Source organism: Blattabacterium cuenoti, assembly GCF_014251955.1.
Taxonomy (GTDB): domain Bacteria; phylum Bacteroidota; class Bacteroidia; order Flavobacteriales; family Blattabacteriaceae; genus Blattabacterium; species Blattabacterium cuenoti_L.
Window position 1 is genome coordinate 425,963 of sequence record NZ_CP059203.1, and the last position, 22,183, is coordinate 448,145.

General features: G+C 24.6%; 23 protein-coding genes, 1 other RNA gene and 1 pseudogene. 12 read left to right on the plus strand and 13 right to left on the minus strand.

What is annotated here, in order from left to right; genetic code table 11:
* Together H0H53_RS02020 and H0H53_RS02025 are read right to left on the minus strand one after the other, a co-directional pair.
* A pseudogene (locus H0H53_RS02020) lies at positions 1-445 on the minus strand (preprotein translocase YidC); the annotation flags it as partial.
* Entirely contained in the window at positions 442-2,088 is a 1,647-nt protein-coding gene (locus H0H53_RS02025; protein ID WP_185870346.1) for a CTP synthase, read from the minus strand. The gene H0H53_RS02025 and the pseudogene H0H53_RS02020, both read right to left, overlap by 4 nt.
* Positions 2,089-2,229: 141 nt before the next feature.
* On the opposite strand from H0H53_RS02025, the gene ffs reads away from it, so the two are divergent.
* Together ffs and clpX are read left to right on the plus strand one after the other, a co-directional pair.
* An RNA gene (ffs, locus tag H0H53_RS02030) (signal recognition particle sRNA small type) lies at positions 2,230-2,331 on the plus strand.
* Between the two features lie 47 nt (positions 2,332-2,378).
* Entirely contained in the window at positions 2,379-3,608 is a 1,230-nt protein-coding gene (clpX, locus tag H0H53_RS02035; RefSeq protein ID WP_185870347.1) for an ATP-dependent Clp protease ATP-binding subunit ClpX, read from the plus strand.
* On the opposite strand, the gene obgE is transcribed toward clpX, so the two are convergent.
* From obgE to lpdA, 3 genes are all read right to left on the minus strand, one after another.
* Entirely contained in the window at positions 3,594-4,604 is a 1,011-nt protein-coding gene (gene obgE, locus H0H53_RS02040) for a GTPase ObgE (RefSeq protein ID WP_185870348.1), read from the minus strand. The two genes, clpX and obgE, sit on opposite strands and share 15 nt — an antisense overlap.
* 30 nt (positions 4,605-4,634) lie before the next feature.
* Positions 4,635-5,213 carry a nucleoside monophosphate kinase gene (locus H0H53_RS02045; protein WP_185870349.1) on the minus strand — a complete coding sequence of 193 codons (579 nt, stop codon included), beginning with the start codon at positions 5,211-5,213 and terminating at the stop codon, positions 4,635-4,637.
* Between the two features lie 211 nt (positions 5,214-5,424).
* Positions 5,425-6,819 (minus strand): dihydrolipoyl dehydrogenase, encoded by a 1,395-nt coding sequence (gene lpdA, locus H0H53_RS02050; RefSeq protein ID WP_185870350.1) that lies wholly within the window; start codon positions 6,817-6,819, stop codon positions 5,425-5,427.
* 152 nt (positions 6,820-6,971) lie between these two features.
* On the opposite strand from lpdA, the gene fsa reads away from it, so the two are divergent.
* Positions 6,972-7,640: a fructose-6-phosphate aldolase gene (gene fsa, locus H0H53_RS02055; protein ID WP_185870351.1), complete on the plus strand. Its 669-nt coding sequence runs from the start codon at positions 6,972-6,974 to the stop codon at positions 7,638-7,640.
* A gap of 2 nt (positions 7,641-7,642) precedes the next feature.
* Here the strand turns inward: fsa and H0H53_RS02060 are convergent, their stop codons facing one another.
* From H0H53_RS02060 to H0H53_RS02080, 5 genes are all read right to left on the minus strand, one after another.
* Positions 7,643-7,972 carry a hypothetical protein gene (locus tag H0H53_RS02060; protein WP_185870352.1) on the minus strand — a complete coding sequence of 110 codons (330 nt, stop codon included), beginning with the start codon at positions 7,970-7,972 and terminating at the stop codon, positions 7,643-7,645.
* Entirely contained in the window at positions 7,969-8,502 is a 534-nt protein-coding gene (gene bamD / locus H0H53_RS02065) for an outer membrane protein assembly factor BamD (protein WP_185870353.1), read from the minus strand. The genes H0H53_RS02060 and bamD overlap by 4 nt, the downstream gene beginning before the upstream one ends.
* Before the next feature lie 132 nt (positions 8,503-8,634).
* Positions 8,635-9,171 (minus strand): ferritin, encoded by a 537-nt coding sequence (locus H0H53_RS02070; RefSeq protein ID WP_185870354.1) that lies wholly within the window; start codon positions 9,169-9,171, stop codon positions 8,635-8,637.
* A gap of 6 nt (positions 9,172-9,177) precedes the next feature.
* A complete protein-coding gene (dapA, locus tag H0H53_RS02075; protein ID WP_185870355.1) occupies positions 9,178-10,071 on the minus strand; it encodes a 4-hydroxy-tetrahydrodipicolinate synthase in 894 nt (297 codons plus the stop codon).
* 223 nt (positions 10,072-10,294) lie between these two features.
* Entirely contained in the window at positions 10,295-10,567 is a 273-nt protein-coding gene (locus H0H53_RS02080) for an RNA recognition motif domain-containing protein (protein ID WP_185870356.1), read from the minus strand.
* A 236-nt stretch (positions 10,568-10,803) separates the two neighbouring features.
* On the opposite strand from H0H53_RS02080, the gene pncB reads away from it, so the two are divergent.
* The 8 genes from pncB (at position 10,804) to groL (ending at position 18,097) form a co-directional block, all read left to right on the plus strand.
* Positions 10,804-12,027: a nicotinate phosphoribosyltransferase gene (pncB, locus tag H0H53_RS02085; RefSeq protein WP_185870357.1), complete on the plus strand. Its 1,224-nt coding sequence runs from the start codon at positions 10,804-10,806 to the stop codon at positions 12,025-12,027.
* A 203-nt stretch (positions 12,028-12,230) separates the two neighbouring features.
* Entirely contained in the window at positions 12,231-12,755 is a 525-nt protein-coding gene (locus tag H0H53_RS03145) for a hypothetical protein (protein ID WP_238784250.1), read from the plus strand.
* A gap of 56 nt (positions 12,756-12,811) precedes the next feature.
* Positions 12,812-13,744 carry a MiaB/RimO family radical SAM methylthiotransferase gene (locus H0H53_RS03150; RefSeq protein WP_238784251.1) on the plus strand — a complete coding sequence of 311 codons (933 nt, stop codon included), beginning with the start codon at positions 12,812-12,814 and terminating at the stop codon, positions 13,742-13,744.
* Positions 13,745-13,794: 50 nt separating this feature from the next.
* Complete coding sequence (locus H0H53_RS02095; RefSeq protein ID WP_185870358.1) at positions 13,795-15,054, plus strand: sigma 54-interacting transcriptional regulator; 1,260 nt, start codon at positions 13,795-13,797, stop codon at positions 15,052-15,054.
* A complete protein-coding gene (locus tag H0H53_RS02100) occupies positions 15,044-15,616 on the plus strand; it encodes a hypothetical protein (protein WP_185870359.1) in 573 nt (190 codons plus the stop codon). Before H0H53_RS02095 ends, H0H53_RS02100 begins: the two co-directional genes overlap by 11 nt.
* Positions 15,617-15,713: 97 nt before the next feature.
* Positions 15,714-15,956: a preprotein translocase subunit SecG gene (gene secG, locus H0H53_RS02105; protein ID WP_238784252.1), complete on the plus strand. Its 243-nt coding sequence runs from the start codon at positions 15,714-15,716 to the stop codon at positions 15,954-15,956.
* 126 nt (positions 15,957-16,082) lie between these two features.
* Positions 16,083-16,361 carry a co-chaperone GroES gene (locus H0H53_RS02110; protein ID WP_185870360.1) on the plus strand — a complete coding sequence of 93 codons (279 nt, stop codon included), beginning with the start codon at positions 16,083-16,085 and terminating at the stop codon, positions 16,359-16,361.
* Positions 16,362-16,453: 92 nt separating this feature from the next.
* Positions 16,454-18,097, plus strand: coding sequence for a chaperonin GroEL (groL, locus tag H0H53_RS02115; protein ID WP_185870361.1), 1,644 nt, complete (start codon positions 16,454-16,456; stop codon positions 18,095-18,097).
* A 79-nt stretch (positions 18,098-18,176) separates the two neighbouring features.
* On the opposite strand, the gene H0H53_RS02120 is transcribed toward groL, so the two are convergent.
* The 3 genes from H0H53_RS02120 to H0H53_RS02130 all read right to left on the minus strand — a co-directional run bounded on the left by H0H53_RS02120 (position 18,177) and on the right by H0H53_RS02130 (position 21,110).
* Entirely contained in the window at positions 18,177-18,701 is a 525-nt protein-coding gene (locus tag H0H53_RS02120; protein ID WP_238784253.1) for a KdsC family phosphatase, read from the minus strand.
* A 149-nt stretch (positions 18,702-18,850) separates the two neighbouring features.
* Entirely contained in the window at positions 18,851-19,240 is a 390-nt protein-coding gene (locus H0H53_RS02125) for a DUF3276 family protein (protein ID WP_185870362.1), read from the minus strand.
* Between the two features lie 97 nt (positions 19,241-19,337).
* Positions 19,338-21,110: an ABC transporter ATP-binding protein gene (locus H0H53_RS02130; RefSeq protein ID WP_185870788.1), complete on the minus strand. Its 1,773-nt coding sequence runs from the start codon at positions 21,108-21,110 to the stop codon at positions 19,338-19,340.
* A gap of 118 nt (positions 21,111-21,228) precedes the next feature.
* On the opposite strand from H0H53_RS02130, the gene nusB reads away from it, so the two are divergent.
* The gene (gene nusB, locus H0H53_RS02135; protein ID WP_394798640.1) at positions 21,229-22,122 is read left to right on the plus strand and encodes a transcription antitermination factor NusB; all 894 of its coding nucleotides are present in this window, start codon (positions 21,229-21,231) and stop codon (positions 22,120-22,122) included.
* Positions 22,123-22,183: the final 61 nt, after the last annotated feature.

Consider the following 22,183-nt stretch of genomic DNA (forward strand, 5'->3'; position numbering starts at 1 on the left):
TTACATTTTTTTCCTTTTTTTGCGCAAAAAAAGGAAAAAAATGTAAAGATTCTGTATTAATCGGAGGAAGTCCATTTTTAAAATGGAGAACAATATTATATAAAAAACTAGAATTTTTAATTAAAAAAAGATTTTTATTATGTAAAAAATGAACAGGATCATAAGCTCTATACTTTTTTAAAAAAACTTCATCAATTATTCCTCCTGAACTAGAAATTCTAAGTCTCAAAACTTCATTTTCTAAAAAAATTTTTTTAATTTTCTTTTTTTCTAAAGAGTTTTTATCCTTTGATCCAAATTCTTGGAATTTATTATTAGATATAGTAGTGGTAAGATGAGGATTATTGTTGGTGGGATTATTAATTATATATGTAAAAATCGTTAATATTAACAATATTAAAAATAAACCAATAATAGAATTAGAATCCAAACTTCTATCCTTCATACATAAGAAGATTTTTGATAATGATAATCAAAAGACTGATATCCCTTAGAAATTTTCACAAAATAAGTAAATAAAGGATGAGGATTAGTTACTGTACTTTTATATTCAGGATGAAACTGAACTCCTAAGAAAAAAACGTGATTTTCTAATTCAAAAGCTTCTACTAAACCAGTGTCAGGATTAATTCCAACAGCTTTCATTCCAGCATTAGAAAAATTTTCTAAATAATTATTATTAAATTCATATCTATGACGATGTCTTTCTAAAATTTCTTTTTTTCCACCATAAATAGAAAAAATTTTTGATCCTTCTATCAAAACACATTTCCAATTTCCTAAACGCATAGTTCCCCCTTTTTGTATTATATTTTTTTGTTTTTCCATTAAACTAATAATTGGATAAGATGAATATGGGTTAGTTTCATGACTTTCTGCTTTTTTTATTCCTAATACATTTCTAGCAAATTCTATTGCGGCTATTTGCATTCCTAAACAAATCCCAAAAAAAGGAATTTTATTTTCCCTTGCATATTTTGCAGCAAGTATTTTCCCTTCTATTCCTCTATTTCCAAAACCAGGAGCAACTAAAATACCAGAAATTCCATTAAAATATTTTTTTATATTTTTTTCTTGAATCATATCTGAGTAGATCCATTTTACATTAACATCTGTTTCATTTTCTGCTCCTGCATGAATTAGTGCTTCTGTAATAGATTTATACGAATCATGCAAAGAAACATATTTTCCTACTAACGCTATTTTAATTTCCCATTTTGGATTTTTATATTTCTTAACAAAAGAATTCCATTTTTTCAAATTAGGGGGAATAATAGTGGATAAATTTAAATGTTTTAAAACGACTTTATCAAATTTTTGAAAATGTAATAAACAAGGAATATCGTATATAATTTTAGTATTGATAGATTCAATGACATGCTCTGGTTTAACATTACAAAATAAAGCTAACTTATTACGAATATTTTTTGATATGTGTTTTTCTGTTCTACAAACTAAAATATCAGCTTGAATTCCATTTTCCATTAAATTTCTAACAGAATGTTGTGTAGGTTTTGTTTTCACTTCTCCAATAACAGATATATATGGCAATAAAGTTAAATGAATTACTAATCCATTAGATTCTCCTAATTCCCATTTTAATTGACGTACAGATTCAATATAAGGAAGACATTCTATATCTCCAACAGTTCCTCCAATTTCAGTAATAACAATATCATAATTTTCAGATTCTCCAAGAATTTTAATACGTCTTTTAATTTCATTTGTAATATGAGGGATCACTTGGACTGTTTGTCCTAAATAATTTCCTTTTCTTTCATTATCAATAACTTTTTTATAGATCATTCCAGATGTTACATTATTTTTTTTTGTAGTTGATTGATTCAAAAAACGTTCATAATGTCCTAAATCTAAATCTGTTTCTGCTCCATCTTTGGTAACAAAACATTCTCCATGTTCATAAGGATTTAAAGTTCCAGGATCTATATTAAAATAAGGATCTAATTTTTGAATTGTAACTTTATATCCTCTCGCTTTTAACAACATACCTAATGAAGCGGAGACTATTCCTTTTCCTAAGGAAGAACTAACCCCACCTGTAACAAAAATATATTTTGTTCTTCTCATTTAATTTTTATTCAAAAAAAAATAACATTCAGAATAATTATAATTAATTAAATATGCAATAAAATTTTCTTGTACAGAAAGAAAATTTCTAAATCAGAAAAGAAGAATTTCTAATTTTTTATTTATATTTACCTGAATTAGGAGCAAGTCCTACGCAATCAGCTCCCTATAAAATCCTCCAGGGTGGGAACACAGCAAAGGTAATAGGTTTGTAGCGATGTGATGTAGATTAGCTTGCTCCTTATTTTTTTATCATGTTTGTCATGCTTTTTTTTTATAAAACATGAAAAATGGAAAATTTATTAATATGTAATTTTTGTGGAAGAAAAAAAAATGAAATAACTTTTCTTATATCAGGAATCAACGGACATATTTGTAATTTTTGCATAGAAAAAACTTATTCTATAATTCATAGAAAGTTTTCCATTATAGAACAAAAAAAAGAAAATAATCAATTTTTTTTAAAAAAACCAAAAGAAATAAAAACTTTTTTGGATCAATACGTTGTAGGACAAAATGAAGCAAAAAAAGTTATTTCTGTTGCTGTATATAATCATTATAAACGAATTCAATTTATACAAAATCAAAAAAAAGAAAAAGAAATTGAAAAAATAGAAATAGAAAAATCTAATATTTTGTTAATTGGAAATACAGGTACAGGAAAAACTTTACTTGCCAAAAGTATTTCTAAACTTTTAAAAATCCCTTTTACTATAGCAGATGCAACAACTTTAACTGAAGCTGGATACGTTGGAGAAGATGTAGAATCAATTCTATCTAGATTATTGCAATCTGTCAATTATGATATCCATTCTGCTGAAAAAGGAATTGTATTTATAGATGAAATTGATAAAATTTCCAAAAAAAGTAACAATAATCCATCTATTACTAGAGACGTATCTGGAGAAGGGGTTCAACAAGCTTTGCTTAAAATATTAGAAGGATCAATAATAAATGTTCCTCCACAAGGAGGACGGAAACATCCTGATCAAAAAATGATTCCATTAAATACAGAAAATATTCTATTTATAGCTGGAGGGACATTTGATGGAATTGAAAAAATTATATCCGATAGAATCAATCAATTTTCCGATATTGGATATATTACCCAGGCTAAAGAAAAAATAAAAAAAGAAAAAAATGAAACCTATCTAAAAAATATTACAGCTAATGATCTAAAAAAATTTGGTTTAATTCCAGAACTTATCGGTAGATTTCCTGTAATTACTTATCTAAATCCATTGGATAAAATTATGTTGAAAAAAATTTTAATAGAACCAAAAAATGCTTTAATTAAACAATATCAAAAACTATTTTATATGGATAAAATATCTATGAATATTACAGATGAAGCTTTAGATATTATTATAGATAAAACAATCCAATTAGGATTAGGGGCAAGAGGATTGCGTTCTTTTTGCGAAAAACTTTTTTTAGATTATATGTTTAACATAGAAAATATTAAAAATATATTAAATATAGATAAAAATATGGTTAAAGAAAAGTTATCTTGTTCGTAATTCTTTTTTTGAAATCAAATCCCATAATTTATTTTTTAACGTCATTAATCCTTCTCCTGTAAAAGAAGAAATAAATATTATGTTTTTTTCTCCTAATGAGAAGAAAACATTTTTTATTTCGTTTTTTTTTTTAAAACAAATCAAATCAGATTTAGAAATAGCTAATAAACGTTTTTTATTCAACAATTTTGTATTAAATTTTTTTAATTCATTCAATAAAACAAGATATTCTGTTTTTTGATTTTTTGTTTCTGAAGAAATAAGAAATAATAAAACAGAATTTCTTTCTACATGTCTTAGAAAATGATGTCCTAATCCTTTTCCTTGTGAAGCTTTTTCTATAATACCAGGTATATCTGCTAAGATAAAAGAATGATAATTATTCATAAATACTATTCCTAAATGAGGTCTTATAGTAGTAAAAGAATAATTTCCTATTTTTGGTTTTGCTTTTGTAAGTGTAGAAAGCAAAGTAGATTTTCCAGAATTAGGAAATCCAATTAATCCAACATCCGCTAAAATTTTTAATTCTAAAGTGATCCACTTTCCTAAAGTTTTTATTCCAGATTGTGCATAATAAGGAGATTGAGACTTTGAATTTTTGAAAAAAGCATTTCCTTTTCCTCCTTTTCCTCCTTCAAATAAAATTTTATCCTGAAAATTTTTAGTAATTTCTACAATAATTTTTTCATTAACATCTTTAATTATAGTTCCTATAGGAACTTCTATCAACAAATTTTTTCCATTGGCTCCAGTAATATTATTTTTTCCCCCCGGAAGTCCAGATTTTGCTATCCAATGTCTATGATATTTTAAATGAATAAATGTATGAAGATGAGAATTTCCTCTAATAATAATATCTCCTCCTTTTCCTCCTGAACCTCCATCAGGACCTCCTTTTTTTATTTTTTTATTTCTGAGAAAATGAATACATCCTGATCCTCCATCTCCACTTTTGCAATAAATTTTTACAAAATCTATAAAATTATCTTTCATAAAAAAGATGAATATTATTTTTTATTGTTGTTATAATAAATTCATTATTTTTTTTTCAATAAAATGAGAAATTTTTTTTCTAGAATAAGAAGCATTTAATTTTACTATATTTTTTTTCCATTTACAATCATTCCAAATAAATGCAGTTTTTTTATTATATTCTTCAATTCTTTTTTTAACTATGATCATATCCGTATCATCATTACGTTTGCTTATTTTTCCTCTTTTTATAAGTCTATTAATTAATAAATTCTTTTTTATATGAAAAGAAAAAATTATATTTATGCTCCCTAAAGAAAATTGATCTATCATTTTTTCTAGAGAAAAAATTTGATTTTTGGTTCTAGGATATCCATCATAAATAATTCCTTTAGATTGAACATGTTTTTTTATTTCCATATTTAACATATTCGTAGTTATTTTATCGGGGACTAATGTGCCTTGATTAAGAAATTCACGAGCAAGTGTTCCTAAACTAGTTTTGTTTTTTATATGATTTCTAAATATCATTCCAGTAGATAAATGAATAAATCCAAATTTATTTGCTATAATTCTTGCTTGAGTTCCTTTTCCACATCCTGGTGGTCCAAATAAAATAATATGTGTCATAAAAACATAAAAAATTATGAATTCTATATAAATAAATTTTTATTATATAGAATAATGGTTATTGTTTACATACAAAAACAATAAAAATCAATAAATAATTGTAGTTATAATTATAATAATATTTTTTTCAGAAGAATAAAATCAGAATTTTAAATTATTTTTTTATACTTTATTACTCTTTTTTTCTACTCTACTACTTACTTTACTTAACTTATAAATGAATAGCTTTTCCGTAAGCATGTGCTACAGCTTCTAAAATGGATTCGCTTAATGAAGGATGAGGATGAATGCTTTCTATTATTTCACAATGAGTAGCTTCCAATTTTCTAGAGACTACTGCTTCCGATATAATATCGGTAACGTTGTTTCCGATCATATGACATCCAAGCCATTCATCATATTTAGAGTCAAAAATAACTTTAACAAATCCTTCTGGACTGTCATCAGAAATAGATTTTCCAAGAGCAGAAAAAGGAAATTTTCCTATTTTAATTTGATATCCTTTTTTTTTTGCTTCTTTTTCCGTATAACCTACTGAAGCAATTTCAGGAAGACAATAAACACATTTTGGGATGTTATTATAATCTATTTTAGTAGGATTTAATCCTTTTATGTTTTCAACACAGAAAATAGCTTCATGTGAAGCTACATGAGCGAGAGAAGGACCTTCTATGACATCTCCAATAGCATAATATTCATCTATATTAGTCCTATAGCTCTCATCAACAATTATAAATTCTTTATCAGTAGTGTGAATTCCAACTTCTTCTAATCCAATAGATTTACTATTGGGAGTAGTTCCAGTAGCAGAAAGAACCACATCTGCTTCTAAAACAATTTCTTGATTATTATTCAAAGTTTGAATATAAACTCTAACTCCTTTAGAAGAAGAATCTATTTTCTTTATAGTAGATGATACATAACTTTTGATTCCTATTCTTTCAAAAGAACATTTTAATTGAGAAGATATTTCTTCATCTGTATTTGGAAAAAGTTGTGAACAAAGTTCTACAATAGTAACATCAGTTCCCATAGAATGATAAAAATAAGCAAATTCCAAACCTATAGGGCCAGATCCAATTATAATCATTTTTTTTGGTAATGAAGAAAGAGAAAGAGCTTTTTTATATCCTATAATTGTTTTTTCATTTTGTTGAAATTTTTTTTCTATTTTAGGTTTTGCTCCTGTAGCTATAATAATATGTGAAGCATTATGTTCCTCTATTTTTTTTCCATTCTTAAAAATTTCAACTTTTTTTCCACTTTTTAATTTTGCATTTCCATAAATAACATGAATTCCATTTTTTTTCATCAAAAATGAAATTCCTTTTTTCATTTTATCCACTACATTTCTACTTTTTTTAATGATTTTTGAGAAATCAATTTTTATTTTATTGATTCCAAATAAATCTTCATTTTTTTTTATCTTTTGCAAGATTTTAGCACTATTTAAAATAGATTTTGTTGGAATGCACCCCCAATTTAAACAAACTCCTCCAAGAGATTCTTTTTCAATAAGAGCCGTTTTCATACCAAGTTGTGAAGCACGTATAGATGCAACATAACCCCCTGGACCACTTCCTAAAATAATAACATCAAAATACATAACAAATATGATGATATTTTATCAATAATTATAAATTTACAAATTTTTATTTTCTTAATATACAAGAAGAAAATTAATAAAAATAAGAAAACATAGAATTATGGGAGTATGCTAAAAAAAAATTTTCATAAATTTGTTTTTAAAACATTATAATGAAGTTTTTTATAGACACAGCTAATTTAAATGAGTTAAAAAAAGCCAAAATGTTGGGGGTATTAGATGGAGTAACAACAAATCCTTCTTTAATAGCTAAAGAATCTATTTGTAGTAATAAAAATGATGTTTACAAACATTATATATCTATTTGCAATTTTTTAGAAAAAAATAACGGAGATGTAAGTGCAGAAGTCATTAGTACTAATTATGTAGATATGATTCAAGAAGGAGAAACTATTTCCCTTTTACATCCAAAAATAGTAGTCAAAATTCCTGCAACAGAAAATGGAATAAAAACTATTCAATATTTATCGAAAAAAAAAATAAAAACTAATTGTACACTTATTTTTTCCATTGGACAAGCACTACTTGCGGCTAAAGCTGGATCTCATTATGTGTCTCCCTTTGTAGGAAGATTGGATGATATATCTTATAATGGATTGAATTTAATAAAAGAAATTAAAACTATTTATAATTATTATCATTTTGATACAAAAATTTTAGCAGCATCAATACGACATCCTTTACATATTATAGAATGCGCTAAAATAGGAGTAGATGCTGTAACTTCTCCATTAAATATCATATCATGTCTTATCAATCATCCTTTAACTAAAATAGGATTGGAAAAATTTTTAAAAGATTATAAAAATAAAATTTGTTAATGTTAATTTTCATTCTTTGTCTCTGTTATTTTTATTTTTCCGTTTAACAAATATTGAATAGCAATAGATGTAGGTTTTGGTAATCTTTCATAAAATTTGGATAATTCTATTTGTTCTTTATTTTCAAATATTTCTTCCAAATTATTTTTATTCATTATGTTGAATTCTTCTAATTTCTTATCCAAATCATTTTTTAAATGAAAACTAATTTTTTGACTTACTTTTTCTAAAATACAAATGATTTCATAAATATTACTTCCTGATAATTTTTCCAATACTATACGATCTATAGTTTCAGTATTTATTGGTGCCTTAATCTTTTCAAGATTCATATTTTTTTATAATACTTCATCAAAGAATGATAAAAAAATTTCAATTCTTTTATACAAGGAGAATTTGGATACAATTGAATATATTCAGAATATGAATCCAAAAAATCGAAAATATTTTTTTTATTTTTATTATTAATAGCTATTCTGTATTTTATAACACAAATTTTATATAAAGCTTTTTCTTTTAAACTACTTTTTGGAAAATCATTTATAAAATTTTGAAAAGAAATTAAAGCTGCAGAATATTTATGAATAAAAAAATATGTATTAGCTATAGAATAATCTCTCCTTTCAAGTTTCTTAAACAATTTATTCAATAAAATATCTACTTCTATTTTTTTAGAATTTGGAAATTGTTTAACAAACTTATTTAACCTATCAATAGCCATATTTGTGCTTCTATTTATATTTATTGGTGGATGATCAAAAACACATTTTTTATATTCTTGCATACTTCTACTATATCCTGTTAATGTTAATGAAAATAATGTAAAAAACAATAACAAAGAAATAATTTTATTTTTATTCATACATTATAAAAATTATAATAACACATATAACAATTATATGCAAAAATAATTTTATTTTCAATATTTAAAAAATAATTATTGATCACCAACCAATCATTCATAAAATTCAATAAATATAATAGTAATAACTACTTACCTAGTTTTTTTTTTTTTGGTAACATAACAATAATTTTCTTTAATATCGCGATCAAATAAATAAAATCCTATTTTTTCCTCTCCTATTAATTCAATTTTATTAAGTATCATTTTACTCAATGTTTCTTCTTCTATTTGTTCTTCTATATACCATTGTAAAAAATTATGTGTAAAATAGTCTTTTTCTTGTAAAGATAATTCAACTAATTTATTAATTTCTGAAGAAATTTTTTTTTCCTGTTCAAATGATTTTTGAAATAATTCCTTCAAAGTACTATGCAAAGAAAATTCTTTAAAAAGAATAGAAGATTGATTGGGAAGAGAAACAACAGCAGATCCTCCTCTTTTGTTAATGTACCTAATTAATTTTAACATATGGTTTCTTTCTTCATTTGAATGATCATATAAAAATTCACATATTCCATCAAATCCTTTTTCTTCAGTCCAAGATGCCATAGATAAATATAGTTGAGAAGATTCTAACTCTCTAATCAATTGTTTTTTTAATCCTGTTTGTATTTTTTCACTAAACATAAATAATCATTTAGTTAGTTTATTTAATTCATTTTTTTTCAAAAAATATGTCATTTTCTTTTTTAAAAGATTAGATCCATTTAATAATGGTAATCTTACATAGGAATTACATATTCCTATGATATTCAAAAGTGTTTTAATTCCTGTTGGATTCCCCTCTTCATATATTAAATCAATCATATTAAAAACTTTGTAAAAAATAGTGAAAGCTTTACAAATATCCTTTTTTTTCGCTAAGGAGACCATTTTTGAAATTTCTTCTGGAAATCCTTGTGCTATTACAGAAATGACTCCATCTCCACCACCTGATATTATAGGTAAAGTAAGAAAGTCGTCTCCTGAGATTACACTAAAATTTTTTGGTTTTTTTTCAATGATTTTATAAGATTGCAAAATATTTCCAGATGCTTCTTTTATTCCTATTATATTTTTAAAATCATCAGCTAATCTAATTACGGTTTCTGGAGATATATTAGATCCAGTTCTTTTAGGAACATTATAAATAATTACATCAGATTCCGTATTATCTGCAATAGATTTAAAATGTTGATAAATTCCTTCCTGAGAAGGTCTATTATAATAAGGAGAAACAGAGAGAATTGCCGTAAAATCTGACAAATTCGAATTTTTTATTTTTTTTACAATAGATTTAGTATCATTTCCACCAATTCCTAATATCAAAGGGAGATTTTTAGAATTTATTTTTTTAATGCATTCAATTACATCCTTTTTTTCTTCCTTTTTTAAAGTAGAAACTTCAGATGTAGTTCCCAATAATACTAAATAATCTACTTTATTTTCTACATATTTTACAAGTTTTTCAAGTCCATTAAAATCTATCTTTTCATTTTTTTTAAAAGGAGTAACTAACGCTACACCTGTTCCAGATAATTTTTTCATTACATTTTGGTATAATAATAAATTAAATTAATTCTATATTATATTTTCATAATCTTTACATTTTAATTAATATATCCGTTATAAATTTCACATTTACACACATATATTTTTTATTCATTATTCAAAATATCATTTATAAACAGATGTAGACGTAAAAAAAAAAATAAGGGATAATTTTTTTATTTATATATCAGTGATATAGTGATATTTTTAATTTCTTATTTTAATAATCTTTTCTTGTTCTTGGTCTAGCAGCAGATACAATAATATTTCTTCCCATAAATTCTGTACCATTCAATTTTTCTATAGCTTGTCTTGCATTTTCTTCATTAGACATTTCTATAAAACCAAACCCTTTACTTCTTTTGTTTGATGCAGATTCATCAAAAATTATTTTTGCATGAGTGACTTCTCCTATAGATTCAAAATATTCTTTTAATTCTTTTTCTGTCATATCATAGGATAAATTACCAACGTATAATTTCGTATTGTCCATATTAATTAAATAAATTGTTTTAAAAGCAAATTTAGAGAAATATTTTTTCTAAATAAAGAAAAATATTTCACTTAAATAAGTTTTTTAACTAAAAAAAAAAAATCATGATTATTTTCATAAATAGAACTTTACAAAAAAAAAGTTGAATTTATAAAAATTTTTCTCTTAAATAAAGAGAAAACTCATCATTAAAAATGAATAAATTTTTAATAATTACAAAAAAAAGTATTTTTTTGATGAATGAATTTATGATCGTATCGTCTTTGTTAGACAATGATTTTTATAAATTTACTATGCAAAATGCTATAATAAAACTATTTCCTTCAGTAAAAGCTAAATATGAACTTATAAATAGAGGAAAACATTCTTTTCCAAAAAATTTTGCTAATCTTTTGAAAGAAAATCTTCAAAAAATGGCAAGTTTAAAACTTTCAAATGAAGAAAGAATATATTTAGAAAAATATTGTCCTTATTTAGATTCAGCATATTTAGATTTTTTGAAAAAATATCAGTATAATCCTAAAGAAGTTTGTATTTTTCAAAATGGAAAAAACATAAAAATACATATTAAAGGATTATGGAGTAGAACCATATTATGGGAAGTTCCTTTGATGGCTATTATATCTGAATTATATTATCAGTTAACAGGAACAAAACGCATTTCAGATAAAAAAATACTTTCTTTAACAAAAGAAAAATTGAATCAATATAAAAAACTAAATGTAAAAATTGGAGAATATGGGACTAGAAGAAGATATTCTTATCAAGTACATAAATTGGTTTTTAATCTTTTAAGAAAAGAAGGATCTCCTTTTTTTATAGGAAGTAGTAATGTTCATTTATCTCATATTTTTTCAAAAAAACCTATTGGAACCCATGGTCATGAATGGATAATGTTTCATGCGGCTAAATATGGATTCAACATAGCAGATAAAATGGCAATGGAAAATTGGTTGAACATTTATGGAAATCATTTAAAAATTGCTTTATCTGATACATATACTAGTCCAATTTTTTTTAAAAATTTCGACAAAAAATTGGCAAATATTTTTGAAGGAGTTAGACATGACAGTGGAGATCCCATTTCATTTACTAACGAAATGATAAAACATTATCAAAAATTAAAAATTAATCCTATCAATAAAAAAATTATATTTTCAGATAATCTGAACCCACATAAAGTAGCTATAATTTCTTCTTTTTGTAATAAAAAAAAAATCAATCCATTTTTTGGAATAGGAACTAATTTTACCAATGATGTAGGACTTCCTTCCATGAATATAGTTATTAAAATGGTTCAAACACTCACAGAAAAATCAAAAAAATGGATATCAGTTGTTAAACTTTCCAATGTAAAAGAAAAATCTACAGGAAATAAAAATATGATTTTTTTAGCTAAAAGAATTCTTCGTATTCAAAATCAAAATAATAAAAATAAACATTCAAAAAATATTATTTAAAAATTGAAAAAAAATCATACATTTCTAACTTAGAAATTTTAGTTTTGGTTTTGTAATATTTTAATAAAGTTAAGTTTGTTTTTTGTTTAATTGCACAATTAAAGTGTTATTTTAGTTTTTAGTTAATAGTATATAATAGTAAATGAAGTAGTGAAGGGATGAATAATCTCGTAAATTATTAAAATTATTTTTTTGTATTAGTGATGGAAAAGAACATAAACATAATAGGTAATAAAGAAAAAGAAAAAAAATCATTACGAACTTATATAGAAAGTTATGGATGTCAAATGAATGTTTCTGATAGTGAAATAATAGCTTCTTTTTTATTGAAAAAAGGATTTTCTATTACAAATAATTTAGAAGAAGCCAATATTATATTAATTAATACTTGTTCTATTCGAGAAAAAGCAGAATTAACTTTAAAATTAAGATTACAGAAACTAAAATATTTGAAATCCATAAAAAGAAAAGAACCTCTATTATTTGGAATTTTGGGATGTATGTCTGAGACAATAAAAAAGTTAGATAAAGAAGATCTTGTAGATTTTGTTATTTCTCCAGATTCTTATAGAAAAATTTCTGATGTTATTTTTTTAGTTAGAAAAAAAAAAAAATATTCACAAATTTTATCTAAAAAAATAAATGAAACTTATGATGATGTAACTCCATATCAACTTGATCATAGTAAAAAAAAAAAAAATATTCACAAATTTTATCTAAAAAAATAAATGAAACTTATGATGATGTAACTCCATATCAACTTGATCATAGTAAAAAAAAAAGAGTGACATCATTTATAAGTATTACAAGAGGATGTGATAATATGTGTACATTTTGTGTAGTTCCTTTTACAAGAGGAAGAGAGAGAAGTAGTGATCCTAATTCAATACTCAGAGAATGCAAAAATTTATATGAAAAAGGATATAAAGAAGTAACTCTTTTAGGACAAAATGTAGATTCTTATCTTTGGGTTGGAAGTAATATTTTAAAAAAACAAATTTTTAAAATAAATAGGAATAAAAAAGATTTCTTCGATTTTTCCATGCTTTTGGATTTTTTAGCAAGAAAAATACCTTTTATGAGAATACGTTTTTCCACATCTAATCCTCACGATATGTCTGAAAGTGTCATAAAAGTAATATCAAAATATTCAAATATATGTAAACATATTCATTTACCAGTTCAATCAGGAAGTAATAAAATATTAAAATTAATGAATAGAAAATATACTCGTGAAAGTTATATTTCTTTAATAAAAAAAATCAGATCTATAATTCCTGAATGTTCTATTTCACATGATATTATAACTGGATTTTGCAATGAAAATGAAGAAGACCATAAAAAAACTATTAGCTTAATGAAGAATGTAAAGTATAATTATGGATATATGTTTTCTTATTCTCCTAGACCTGGAACTTTTGCATACAAAAAATATCAAGATAATGTTCCAGAAAATGTAAAAAAAAGACGTTTAAAAGAAATCATTGACGTGCAAAGACTTCATTCCATTTTTTATATGAAAAAATATATGGAGAAAACACAAGAAGTTTTAATAGAAGGAGAATCTAAAAGGAAAAATCAGGATTGGTATGGAAGAAATACTCAAAATACTGTAGTAGTATTTCCTAAAGTTATAGGAAAAAAAATAGGAGATATAGTTTATGTAAAAATAAAAAATTACACTTCTGCAACATTGATAGGAGTAATAGAAAAATAGAATCTAATTAACGATGATAAATTTTTATAAAATATAAAAATTATTTGGACATGGAATCGATTCACAATATAAAACAAAAATTCAACATTATTGGGAATAATTACGCTTTAAATAGAGCTTTAGAAAAAGCCATTCAAGTTGCTCCAACTGATATTTCCGTATTAGTTCTTGGAGAAAGTGGAGTTGGAAAAGAATTTATTCCAAAAATTATTCATCAATTTTCTTGTAGAAAACATTGTTCTTATATTACTGTAAATTGTGGAGCTATTCCAGAAGGAACAATTGATAGTGAATTATTTGGACATGAGAAAGGTTCTTTCACAGGAGCTACAAACATGAGAAAAGGATATTTTGAGGGAGCAAATGGAGGGACAGTTTTTTTGGATGAAGTAGGAGAACTTCCTTTAACAACACAAGTACGTCTTCTTCGTATTTTAGAATCAGGAGAATTTATAAAAGTAGGATCTTCCAAAATCCAAAAAACGAATATACGAATAATCTCTGCTACTAATTTAAATATGGGAAAGTCCATTCAAAAAGGAAAATTCAGAGAAGATTTATATTATCGTCTGAATACAGTACAAATAACTGTCCCACCTTTGCGGTGTCGTAAAAATGACATTCAACTATTATTTAAAAAATTTTCCATTGATTTTTCTGAAAAATATCATATGCCTCCAATAAAATTAACTGAGGAAGCTATGAATTTTTTGGAAAATTATTCTTGGCCAGGAAACATAAGACAATTAAAAAATCTAATAGAACAAATATCTGTAGTAGAAACAAAACGTGAAATTTCCGTGGAAAAATTAAAAGAATATATTCCAGATAACATCCCTTCGTTATCTTTTCATCATTCAAATGATGAACGTTTTTTTCAAAATTTTTCTAGTGAAAGAGATTTTATTTATAAAATTTTATTTGATATACAAAAAAATTTAAATGATTTAAAAATTTTAACGTTACAACTAATAAAAAATAATAATAATGCTAATTTTATTGAAAAAAATCAAAAAATTATGGAAAAAGTATTTGGAAAAATGATTAATCATTCTAATATAGATGATTCTCTTTTTCAATTAGAAGATTCTTCAAAATTATCCTCTAATAATGATTTAGATTATGAAGAAGTAGAAGAAGATAATAATCTATCTAAAAATGATTCTAGTAGTTTTTCTTTACAAAAGAAAGAAATAGAATTTATTCAAAAAGCTTTAAGAAAAAATAGTGGAAAAAGAAAAATGACTGCAAAAGAATTAGGAATTTCAGAAAGAACATTATATAGAAAAATAAAACAATATGGATTGTAAAAAAATTATTTTAATTCTTATTTCATTTCTATTATTAAATGGTTGTTATAAACCGATCTATTCTAAAATAAATGAATATGATAAAAAAATACAAATAAAAGAATTTCTAGAAAGAGTTAAATTTCCTTTTCATGGAGCTGCGGTTTTTATTTCTTATGATTTGAAAAGGAAACTTGAAGATTATATAATAGAACATGCCCCATTAAGTTTAGTTTTAGAAGGTGGAGATATTATTATAGGAGGAAAATTTGTAGATTGCTCTTTCATAGAAAGAGAAGGAAAAAATGCAAAAATTAAGATAATAGTGAATGCTTATTGCAAAGATAAGCATAATTCTCAAAATAATTGGGTACAAGATTTTGAAGTAATAGAAGATTATTATGGAGAAAAAGATGCTTTAAATGAAGGCCCTATGAAAAACAAAATTATAAACAATTTAGTTAGTCAATTATATAATAAAACAATCGAAAAAATAAATTTCAATAAAGAATATAATCAAGAAAAAGAAAAAGAGATCAATATCAATATTAATAACACAAAAACAAAAAATACAACGAATTAAGACTACTGAAAATACTACTTACTAAGAAATACTAATAAAAATGAAAATTAATGAATAACTAAAACTGGTTTATTATGTTATTTTATTCTTTGATCTTATGAAAGATATATATTCAACAATATTTGGATTTTTAATCATTTTAACATGTGTCCTACTGATTATAGTGATTTTAATTCAAAATCCTAAAAAAGAAAGCATTTCTCAATCTTTTATGGAAAAAAATTTTAGATTTTTTGGAATAAAACAAACAAATACTTTTTTAGAAAGAATAACTTGGATATTATCTATTTTCATAGTTTTTTTAACTTTATTTTTTAATTTTTTGTTAAAATCAAAGTAATAAATTATGACATAATGTCATTTAATCATATTTGTACAATTGTGTAAAATCTAAATATTTTTTATTTGGCATGTTTTTGGCTATGAATGATTCAATATATAGTTAACCTTAAAAATTATTTTAAATATGGTGGAAGTTAAGATTAAACCTTTAGCAGATCGTGTTTTAGTACAACCAGATCCTGCTGAAACAAAAACCGCTTCAGGAATTATCATTCCTGATACAGCAAAAGAGAAACCACAAAAAGGAACTATAATAGCTGTTGGTAATGGAAAAAAAGATGAACCTATGGTTCTGAAAAAAGGAGATAGAATTTTATATGGAAAATATTCAGGAACTGAATTAAAATGGGAAGAAGAAGAATATCTTATTATGAGAGAATCTGATGTAATTGCAATCATATAATAATAGAATCAATCATTTTGTTCATTAAAAATATGATAAGAGTAAGAGATAAGATTGTAATTAAGATAACTTTATAAAAAATCTAAAAAATTATGGCAAAAGATATTAAATTTGATATTGAAGCAAGAGATAAATTAAAAAAAGGGGTGGATGCATTGGCAAATGCTGTTAAAGTGACTTTGGGACCAAAAGGTAGAAATGTAGTATTACAAAAATCTTTTGGAGGCCCCCAGGTGACTAAAGATGGAGTTTCTGTAGCTAAAGAAATAGAATTAGAAGATCCTATAGAAAATCTTGGAGCTCAAATGGTTAAAGAGGTAGCTTCTAAAACAAATGATGTTGCAGGAGATGGAACAACAACTGCAACAGTGTTAGCTCAAGCGATTGTTAGAGAAGGATTAAAAAATGTAGCAGCTGGAGCTAACCCAATGGATTTAAAGAGAGGAATAGATAAAGCGTTAGAAGTTGTGATCTTAGATTTAAAAAAACAATCTAGAGAAGTAGGAGGAAACACAGAAAAAATAAAACAAGTAGCTTCTATATCTGCAAATAATGATGAAAAAACTGGAGCATTAATAGCAGATGCTTTTGAAAAAGTCGGAAAAGAAGGAGTCATCACTGTAGAGGAAGCAAAAGGAACAGAGACATCAGTAGATGTTGTGGAAGGAATGCAATTTGATAGAGGATATCAATCTCCTTATTTTGTTACAAATACTGAAAAAATGATAACAGAATTTGATCAACCACAAATTCTATTGTCAGATAAAAAAATCTCTGCAATGAAAGATCTTCTTCCCATATTAGAACCTGTAGCACAATCTGGAAAACCTTTACTTATTATTTCTGAAGAAGTAGAAGGAGAAGCACTAGCAACATTAGTTGTTAATAAAATACGTGGCACGTTGAAAGTAGCGGCAATAAAAGCGCCTGGGTTCGGAGACAGAAGAAAAGCAATGCTAGAAGATATTGCGATTCTAACAGGAGGAAGTGTTATTTCTGAAGAAACAGGAAGTAAATTGGAAGATGTTAAATTAAATATGCTGGGAAAAGCAGAAAGAGTTATTCTTGATAAAGATAATACTACCATTGTAAATGGAGGAGGAAGTAAAAAAGAAATTAGAGCTCGTGTTGAACAAATTAAAGCTCAAATAGAATCTACCACATCTGATTATGATAAGGAAAAATTACAAGAACGTCTTGCCAAATTAGCTGGAGGAGTTGCCGTTCTTTATGTAGGGGCTGCATCAGAAGTAGAAATGAAAGAAAAAAAAGATCGTGTAGATGATGCATTAAATGCTACTCGTGCTGCTGTGGAAGAAGGAATTGTAGCAGGAGGAGGAGTTGCTTTAGTCCGTGCCATAAAATCATTAGAGAATATAAACGGAGATAATTCAGATCAAGATACTGGTATACAAATAGTTAGAAGATCATTAGAAGAACCTTTACGTCAAATAGTAGCCAATGCTGGAGGAGAAGGTTCTGTGGTAGTAGCTAAAGTTGCTGAAGGAGAAGGAGATTTTGGTTATGATGCTAAAATTGGAGAATATAAAAATATGATTGTAGAAGGAATTATAGATCCTACCAAAGTTGCTAGAGTTGCATTAGAAAATGCAGCATCTGTATCAGGTATGTTATTAACAACTGAATGTGTTGTAACAGAAATAAAAAAAGAAGAAACAAGCACACCTCAAATGCCTGGAGCTGGTGGAGGAGGTGGAATGGGTGGAATGATGTAGTAGTGAGTTCCAATAATCCTCAAAAAAAAATAGTGTCTTACATAGACACTATTTTTTTATGATGGATATTTTTTTTATATTATATCCAATTTTTTTGAATCTTCAGAGTTTGTTCTATTACATCTCTTACACAACCTTTTCCACCTTCTTTTGGAGAAATATATTTAGATATTTCTTTTACTTCTTGAACTGCATCTATTGGAGAACATGGTAAGGCAACAGATTTCATGATTTCAATATCTGGAATATCATCTCCCATATAAAGAATTTTTTTCTTAGTAATATTTAATATTCTGCAATACTCATCTAAATATTCTTTTTTATTATCAACCCCTTGATAAATATAACGAATATTAAGTCTTCTTAAACGTCTAAATACCATTAAATCAGATCCTCTAGTTATAATACATAAATTATATCCTTTTTTTTTTGCTAATTGCATTGCATATCCATCTTTAGCAAACATTTGACGAACCATGTTCCCATCAGGAAATAAATTTAAAGTACAATTAGTTAACACCCCATCGACATCAAATATAAAAGTATTAATATCATTCATAATATTTCTATAGCTACGACTACTACTACTCATAAGCAAATCCATTCATTGATCAATCATTTCTTTCTTTATTTTTTTTGTTTTCTTTATCTTTCTTTTAATTGCATAACATAAATAACAAGAAAGAAAGAAATGAATACGATATGTATGCAATAATTTTTTACATTACATTACAATTAATCAATAATTAAAAATTAAATATCTTCAAAATTAATATTTGTAAAATTCTTTATTTCTGATGTTTTTTTTTGAACATCTTTCATTTCTTGATTAAATGTATGATTTTTAAAATCTTTTTGATGACGTTCTGAAATGACTTCTCTTCCTTTTTCATTGATAATAAATCGAATCATATCATCAAGAATACTTTGAAATTTAGAAAAATCTTCTTTGTACAAATAAATTTTATGTTTTTTATAAGTTATTTCTCCTGTTTCAGAAAAATTTTTCTTACTTTCAGTAATAGTTAAATAATAATCTCCTGCTCTCGTCTCTCTTGCGTCAAAAAAATATGTACGACTACCAGTTTTTAGAGTACGTGAACAGATTTCATTTCTTTCTTTAATCTTTTCTTTTTCGTCCATTTCAAACAGTGTTATAATTAATTAATACTAATTCAGCAAATCTAAATAAAAAAAATGGTCCATCCTACTTTTCTTAAAATTATTCAAAGTAAATTTCCTAAAAAAGAATCCTACGGTCTCCTATTTTATATATCTTTCCATTTTTTAAAATAATAATAAGATCGAAATCAGATATATAAGATAAGTCATGAGTTATAATTATAATAGTTGTATTTCTCATATATTTTTTTAAAGAACACATTATTAATTTTCTAGTATTTTGATCTATAGATGAAAAGCTATCGTCAAATATAAGAATTCTAGGATTTCTTATAATAGCTCTTGCTATACATATTCTTTGTTTTTGACCTCCTGATAAAGTAATCCCTCTTTCTCCTATAATAGTTTCATATCCATTTTTAAAATGAAGAATATCATCTTCTATTATTGCTTTTCTAGCAGCATCATGGACCTTCCATGATTCTACTACTCTTTCAATACTTCCAAAAGCTATATTATTATAAATTGAATCTGAAAAAAGAAAATTGTCTTGAGGGACATAACCTATGGAACTTCTAAAGTTATATAGATTATGAGACTTTAAAGAAATATTATCAATAAAAATTTCACCTTGATTTGTATCGTATAAACGAGTTATTAATCTTCCTATAGTCGTTTTTCCTGATCCTGTTTCTCCAGTTAAAATTAAAGTTTTTCCTTTATGAAGAGTAAAAGAAATTTCACTTATAGTTTTAATTCTATCTTTATTTTTCACTATCAAATTCGAATCATAGATAAATCCAACATTTTTAAATTGGATTTTTCCAAAAATTTTAGTAGTTTCTTTCATGAAACTATTATTGAGTATTTCAGGAATTTCTTTCAAAAATTTATTTATTCGTATTTGTGATACTTTTGCTCTTTCAACAATAGATACAACCCATCCTAAAATAATCAACGGAAAAATTAACACATTTATATATGTAAAAAATTCAGCAAGAGTTCCTATATTTCTTATCTCTCCTTTAAAATACTTTTTTCCTCCAAAAAAAAGAATTAATAAATGACTAATTCCAATAAAAAATATTATTACAGAAGATAAAATAGTATCAATTTTTGCTAATTCTACATTTTTTTTTTTATACTTCAATATAATATTTTTGTGTTTTTCTTGAAAAAAAATTTCAGAAACAAATGCTTTAATAACGTGAATTCCAGAAAAAGTCTCTTGTACAAAAGAACAAATCATAGATTGATAATTTTGAACTTCTTCACTTTTCCTAGTAATAAAAATACTAATATAATAAATGAAAATAAAAAGAATCGGAATGGGGGATATGACATAAAAAGTCAATGTTCTATCTAAACGTAACATTTGCACAAAAACCATTAAAAACAAAACTATAAGATTTACAAAATACATTACTCCTGGACCAATATACTGTCTAATAAAAGAAACATCTTCAGTTATACGATTCATTAAATCTCCCGTTGAATTTTTCTTATAAAAAGATAAACTTAATCTTTGATAATGCGAAAAAATTTCATTTTTTATATCAAATTCTATCATTCTTGATGTTGTGATAATACACTGTCGCATATGATATTTAACAATCCCTCCTATAATTGGAATTATTAATATAATACTTGTATAAATGAAAATGTCTGTTTTTAAATTATTAAAAAATATAGATGATATGGATATTGTTGTATTTTTTTTGTATTTAGAAAAAAAAATAAAAAGGTTCTTAATTATATTAATAGACCTTCCTATATAAGGAATAGGAATTAAGGTTAAAATATTTGATATTAAAATCAATATAAATCCTCTCCACAAACGAAATTTATATTTCAGAAAATATTTTTTGCTAAAAGAAAATAAATCCCACATACAGAACACAAAGGTACCAAACTTTCTAAGTTTGGTATTTTCTTTACATTGTAAAAAGAAAAAATTAATAAAAACAATGTTAATCAGACGACATTTCAGAATAAAAAGTCTGCAATTTTTGTACGCTCAATACTTATCTAAAATGAATCCTAAAAAAGTAGAAGAGAACATGTTAAAAAGTATTGAAGAATTACATGATCTATATATATCTCTACTTTATTTAATATTGAAAATTAGAGATAAAGCTATTGTAAAAATAAAAGAAAATAAAAAAAAAATATCATCTAAAAATATTATAATACAAAAACTAGCTTACAATTCCGTAATTAAAATATTATCTAATAACAAATATTTATTAGAATATAATTCCGAAAAAATATTATGGAAAAAAAAAGATGAATATATTTTTTTTATACTGAAAGAAATGCAGAAATCAAAATTTTTTGAAAATTATATTCAAGAATCCAATTCTTCATTTGAAGATGATAAATATTTTATCATAAAATATTATAAAAATTTTGTTATACCTAACAAAAAATTAATAGAATACATTGAAGATCAATGTATCAATATCAGTGGAATTGATGATTTATATATAGCACATACAATGGTTTTCAAAACTTTGCAATACATAAAATTATCTACTCCAAAAAATTTTCAATTATATAATATTTTTTATAAAAATAATGAAAATAAAAAATTTATTATCGATTTGTATCGAAATACTCTTTTTCACAAAAAAGAATTTAATTATTTAATAAGTAATATATCCAAAAATTGGGACATAAATAGAATATCTATAATAGATTTAATCATATTACAAATGGCTATTTGCGAATTTTTATATTTTCCCAATATTCCACCAAAAGCAACTATGAATGAATATATAGAAATATCAAAAATTTTTTGTATGGAAAAAAGTAAAATTTTTATTAATGGAATATTAGATCAAGTATTTAAATTTTTATACAAACAAAATAAAATTTTTAAAGAAGGAAAAGGATTAATATAATAATTATATTAATATTCATTTTTACTGAATTTTATTTTTATTATATTCAAATGAAAAAATT

What these genes read in the sequence shown, in the direction of transcription:
- H0H53_RS02025 (WP_185870346.1), bottom strand. Translation starts at nt 2,088, where the DNA reads ATGAGAAGAACAAAATATATTTTTGTTACAGGTGGGGTTAGTTCTTCC.
- clpX (WP_185870347.1), top strand. Translation starts at nt 2,379, where the DNA reads ATGGAAAATTTATTAATATGTAATTTTTGTGGAAGAAAAAAAAATGAA.
- obgE (WP_185870348.1), bottom strand. Translation starts at nt 4,604, where the DNA reads ATGAAAGATAATTTTATAGATTTTGTAAAAATTTATTGCAAAAGTGGA.
- H0H53_RS02045 (WP_185870349.1), bottom strand. Translation starts at nt 5,213, where the DNA reads ATGACACATATTATTTTATTTGGACCACCAGGATGTGGAAAAGGAACT.
- lpdA (WP_185870350.1), bottom strand. Translation starts at nt 6,819, where the DNA reads ATGTATTTTGATGTTATTATTTTAGGAAGTGGTCCAGGGGGTTATGTT.
- fsa (WP_185870351.1), top strand. Translation starts at nt 6,972, where the DNA reads ATGAAGTTTTTTATAGACACAGCTAATTTAAATGAGTTAAAAAAAGCC.
- H0H53_RS02060 (WP_185870352.1), bottom strand. Translation starts at nt 7,972, where the DNA reads ATGAATCTTGAAAAGATTAAGGCACCAATAAATACTGAAACTATAGAT.
- bamD (WP_185870353.1), bottom strand. Translation starts at nt 8,502, where the DNA reads ATGAATAAAAATAAAATTATTTCTTTGTTATTGTTTTTTACATTATTT.
- H0H53_RS02070 (WP_185870354.1), bottom strand. Translation starts at nt 9,171, where the DNA reads ATGTTTAGTGAAAAAATACAAACAGGATTAAAAAAACAATTGATTAGA.
- dapA (WP_185870355.1), bottom strand. Translation starts at nt 10,071, where the DNA reads ATGAAAAAATTATCTGGAACAGGTGTAGCGTTAGTTACTCCTTTTAAA.
- H0H53_RS02080 (WP_185870356.1), bottom strand. Translation starts at nt 10,567, where the DNA reads ATGGACAATACGAAATTATACGTTGGTAATTTATCCTATGATATGACA.
- pncB (WP_185870357.1), top strand. Translation starts at nt 10,804, where the DNA reads ATGAATGAATTTATGATCGTATCGTCTTTGTTAGACAATGATTTTTAT.
- H0H53_RS03145 (WP_238784250.1), top strand. Translation starts at nt 12,231, where the DNA reads ATGGAAAAGAACATAAACATAATAGGTAATAAAGAAAAAGAAAAAAAA.
- H0H53_RS02095 (WP_185870358.1), top strand. Translation starts at nt 13,795, where the DNA reads ATGGAATCGATTCACAATATAAAACAAAAATTCAACATTATTGGGAAT.
- H0H53_RS02100 (WP_185870359.1), top strand. Translation starts at nt 15,044, where the DNA reads ATGGATTGTAAAAAAATTATTTTAATTCTTATTTCATTTCTATTATTA.
- secG (WP_238784252.1), top strand. Translation starts at nt 15,714, where the DNA reads ATGAAAGATATATATTCAACAATATTTGGATTTTTAATCATTTTAACA.
- H0H53_RS02110 (WP_185870360.1), top strand. Translation starts at nt 16,083, where the DNA reads ATGGTGGAAGTTAAGATTAAACCTTTAGCAGATCGTGTTTTAGTACAA.
- groL (WP_185870361.1), top strand. Translation starts at nt 16,454, where the DNA reads ATGGCAAAAGATATTAAATTTGATATTGAAGCAAGAGATAAATTAAAA.
- H0H53_RS02120 (WP_238784253.1), bottom strand. Translation starts at nt 18,701, where the DNA reads ATGGATTTGCTTATGAGTAGTAGTAGTCGTAGCTATAGAAATATTATG.
- H0H53_RS02125 (WP_185870362.1), bottom strand. Translation starts at nt 19,240, where the DNA reads ATGGACGAAAAAGAAAAGATTAAAGAAAGAAATGAAATCTGTTCACGT.
- H0H53_RS02130 (WP_185870788.1), bottom strand. Translation starts at nt 21,110, where the DNA reads ATGTGGGATTTATTTTCTTTTAGCAAAAAATATTTTCTGAAATATAAA.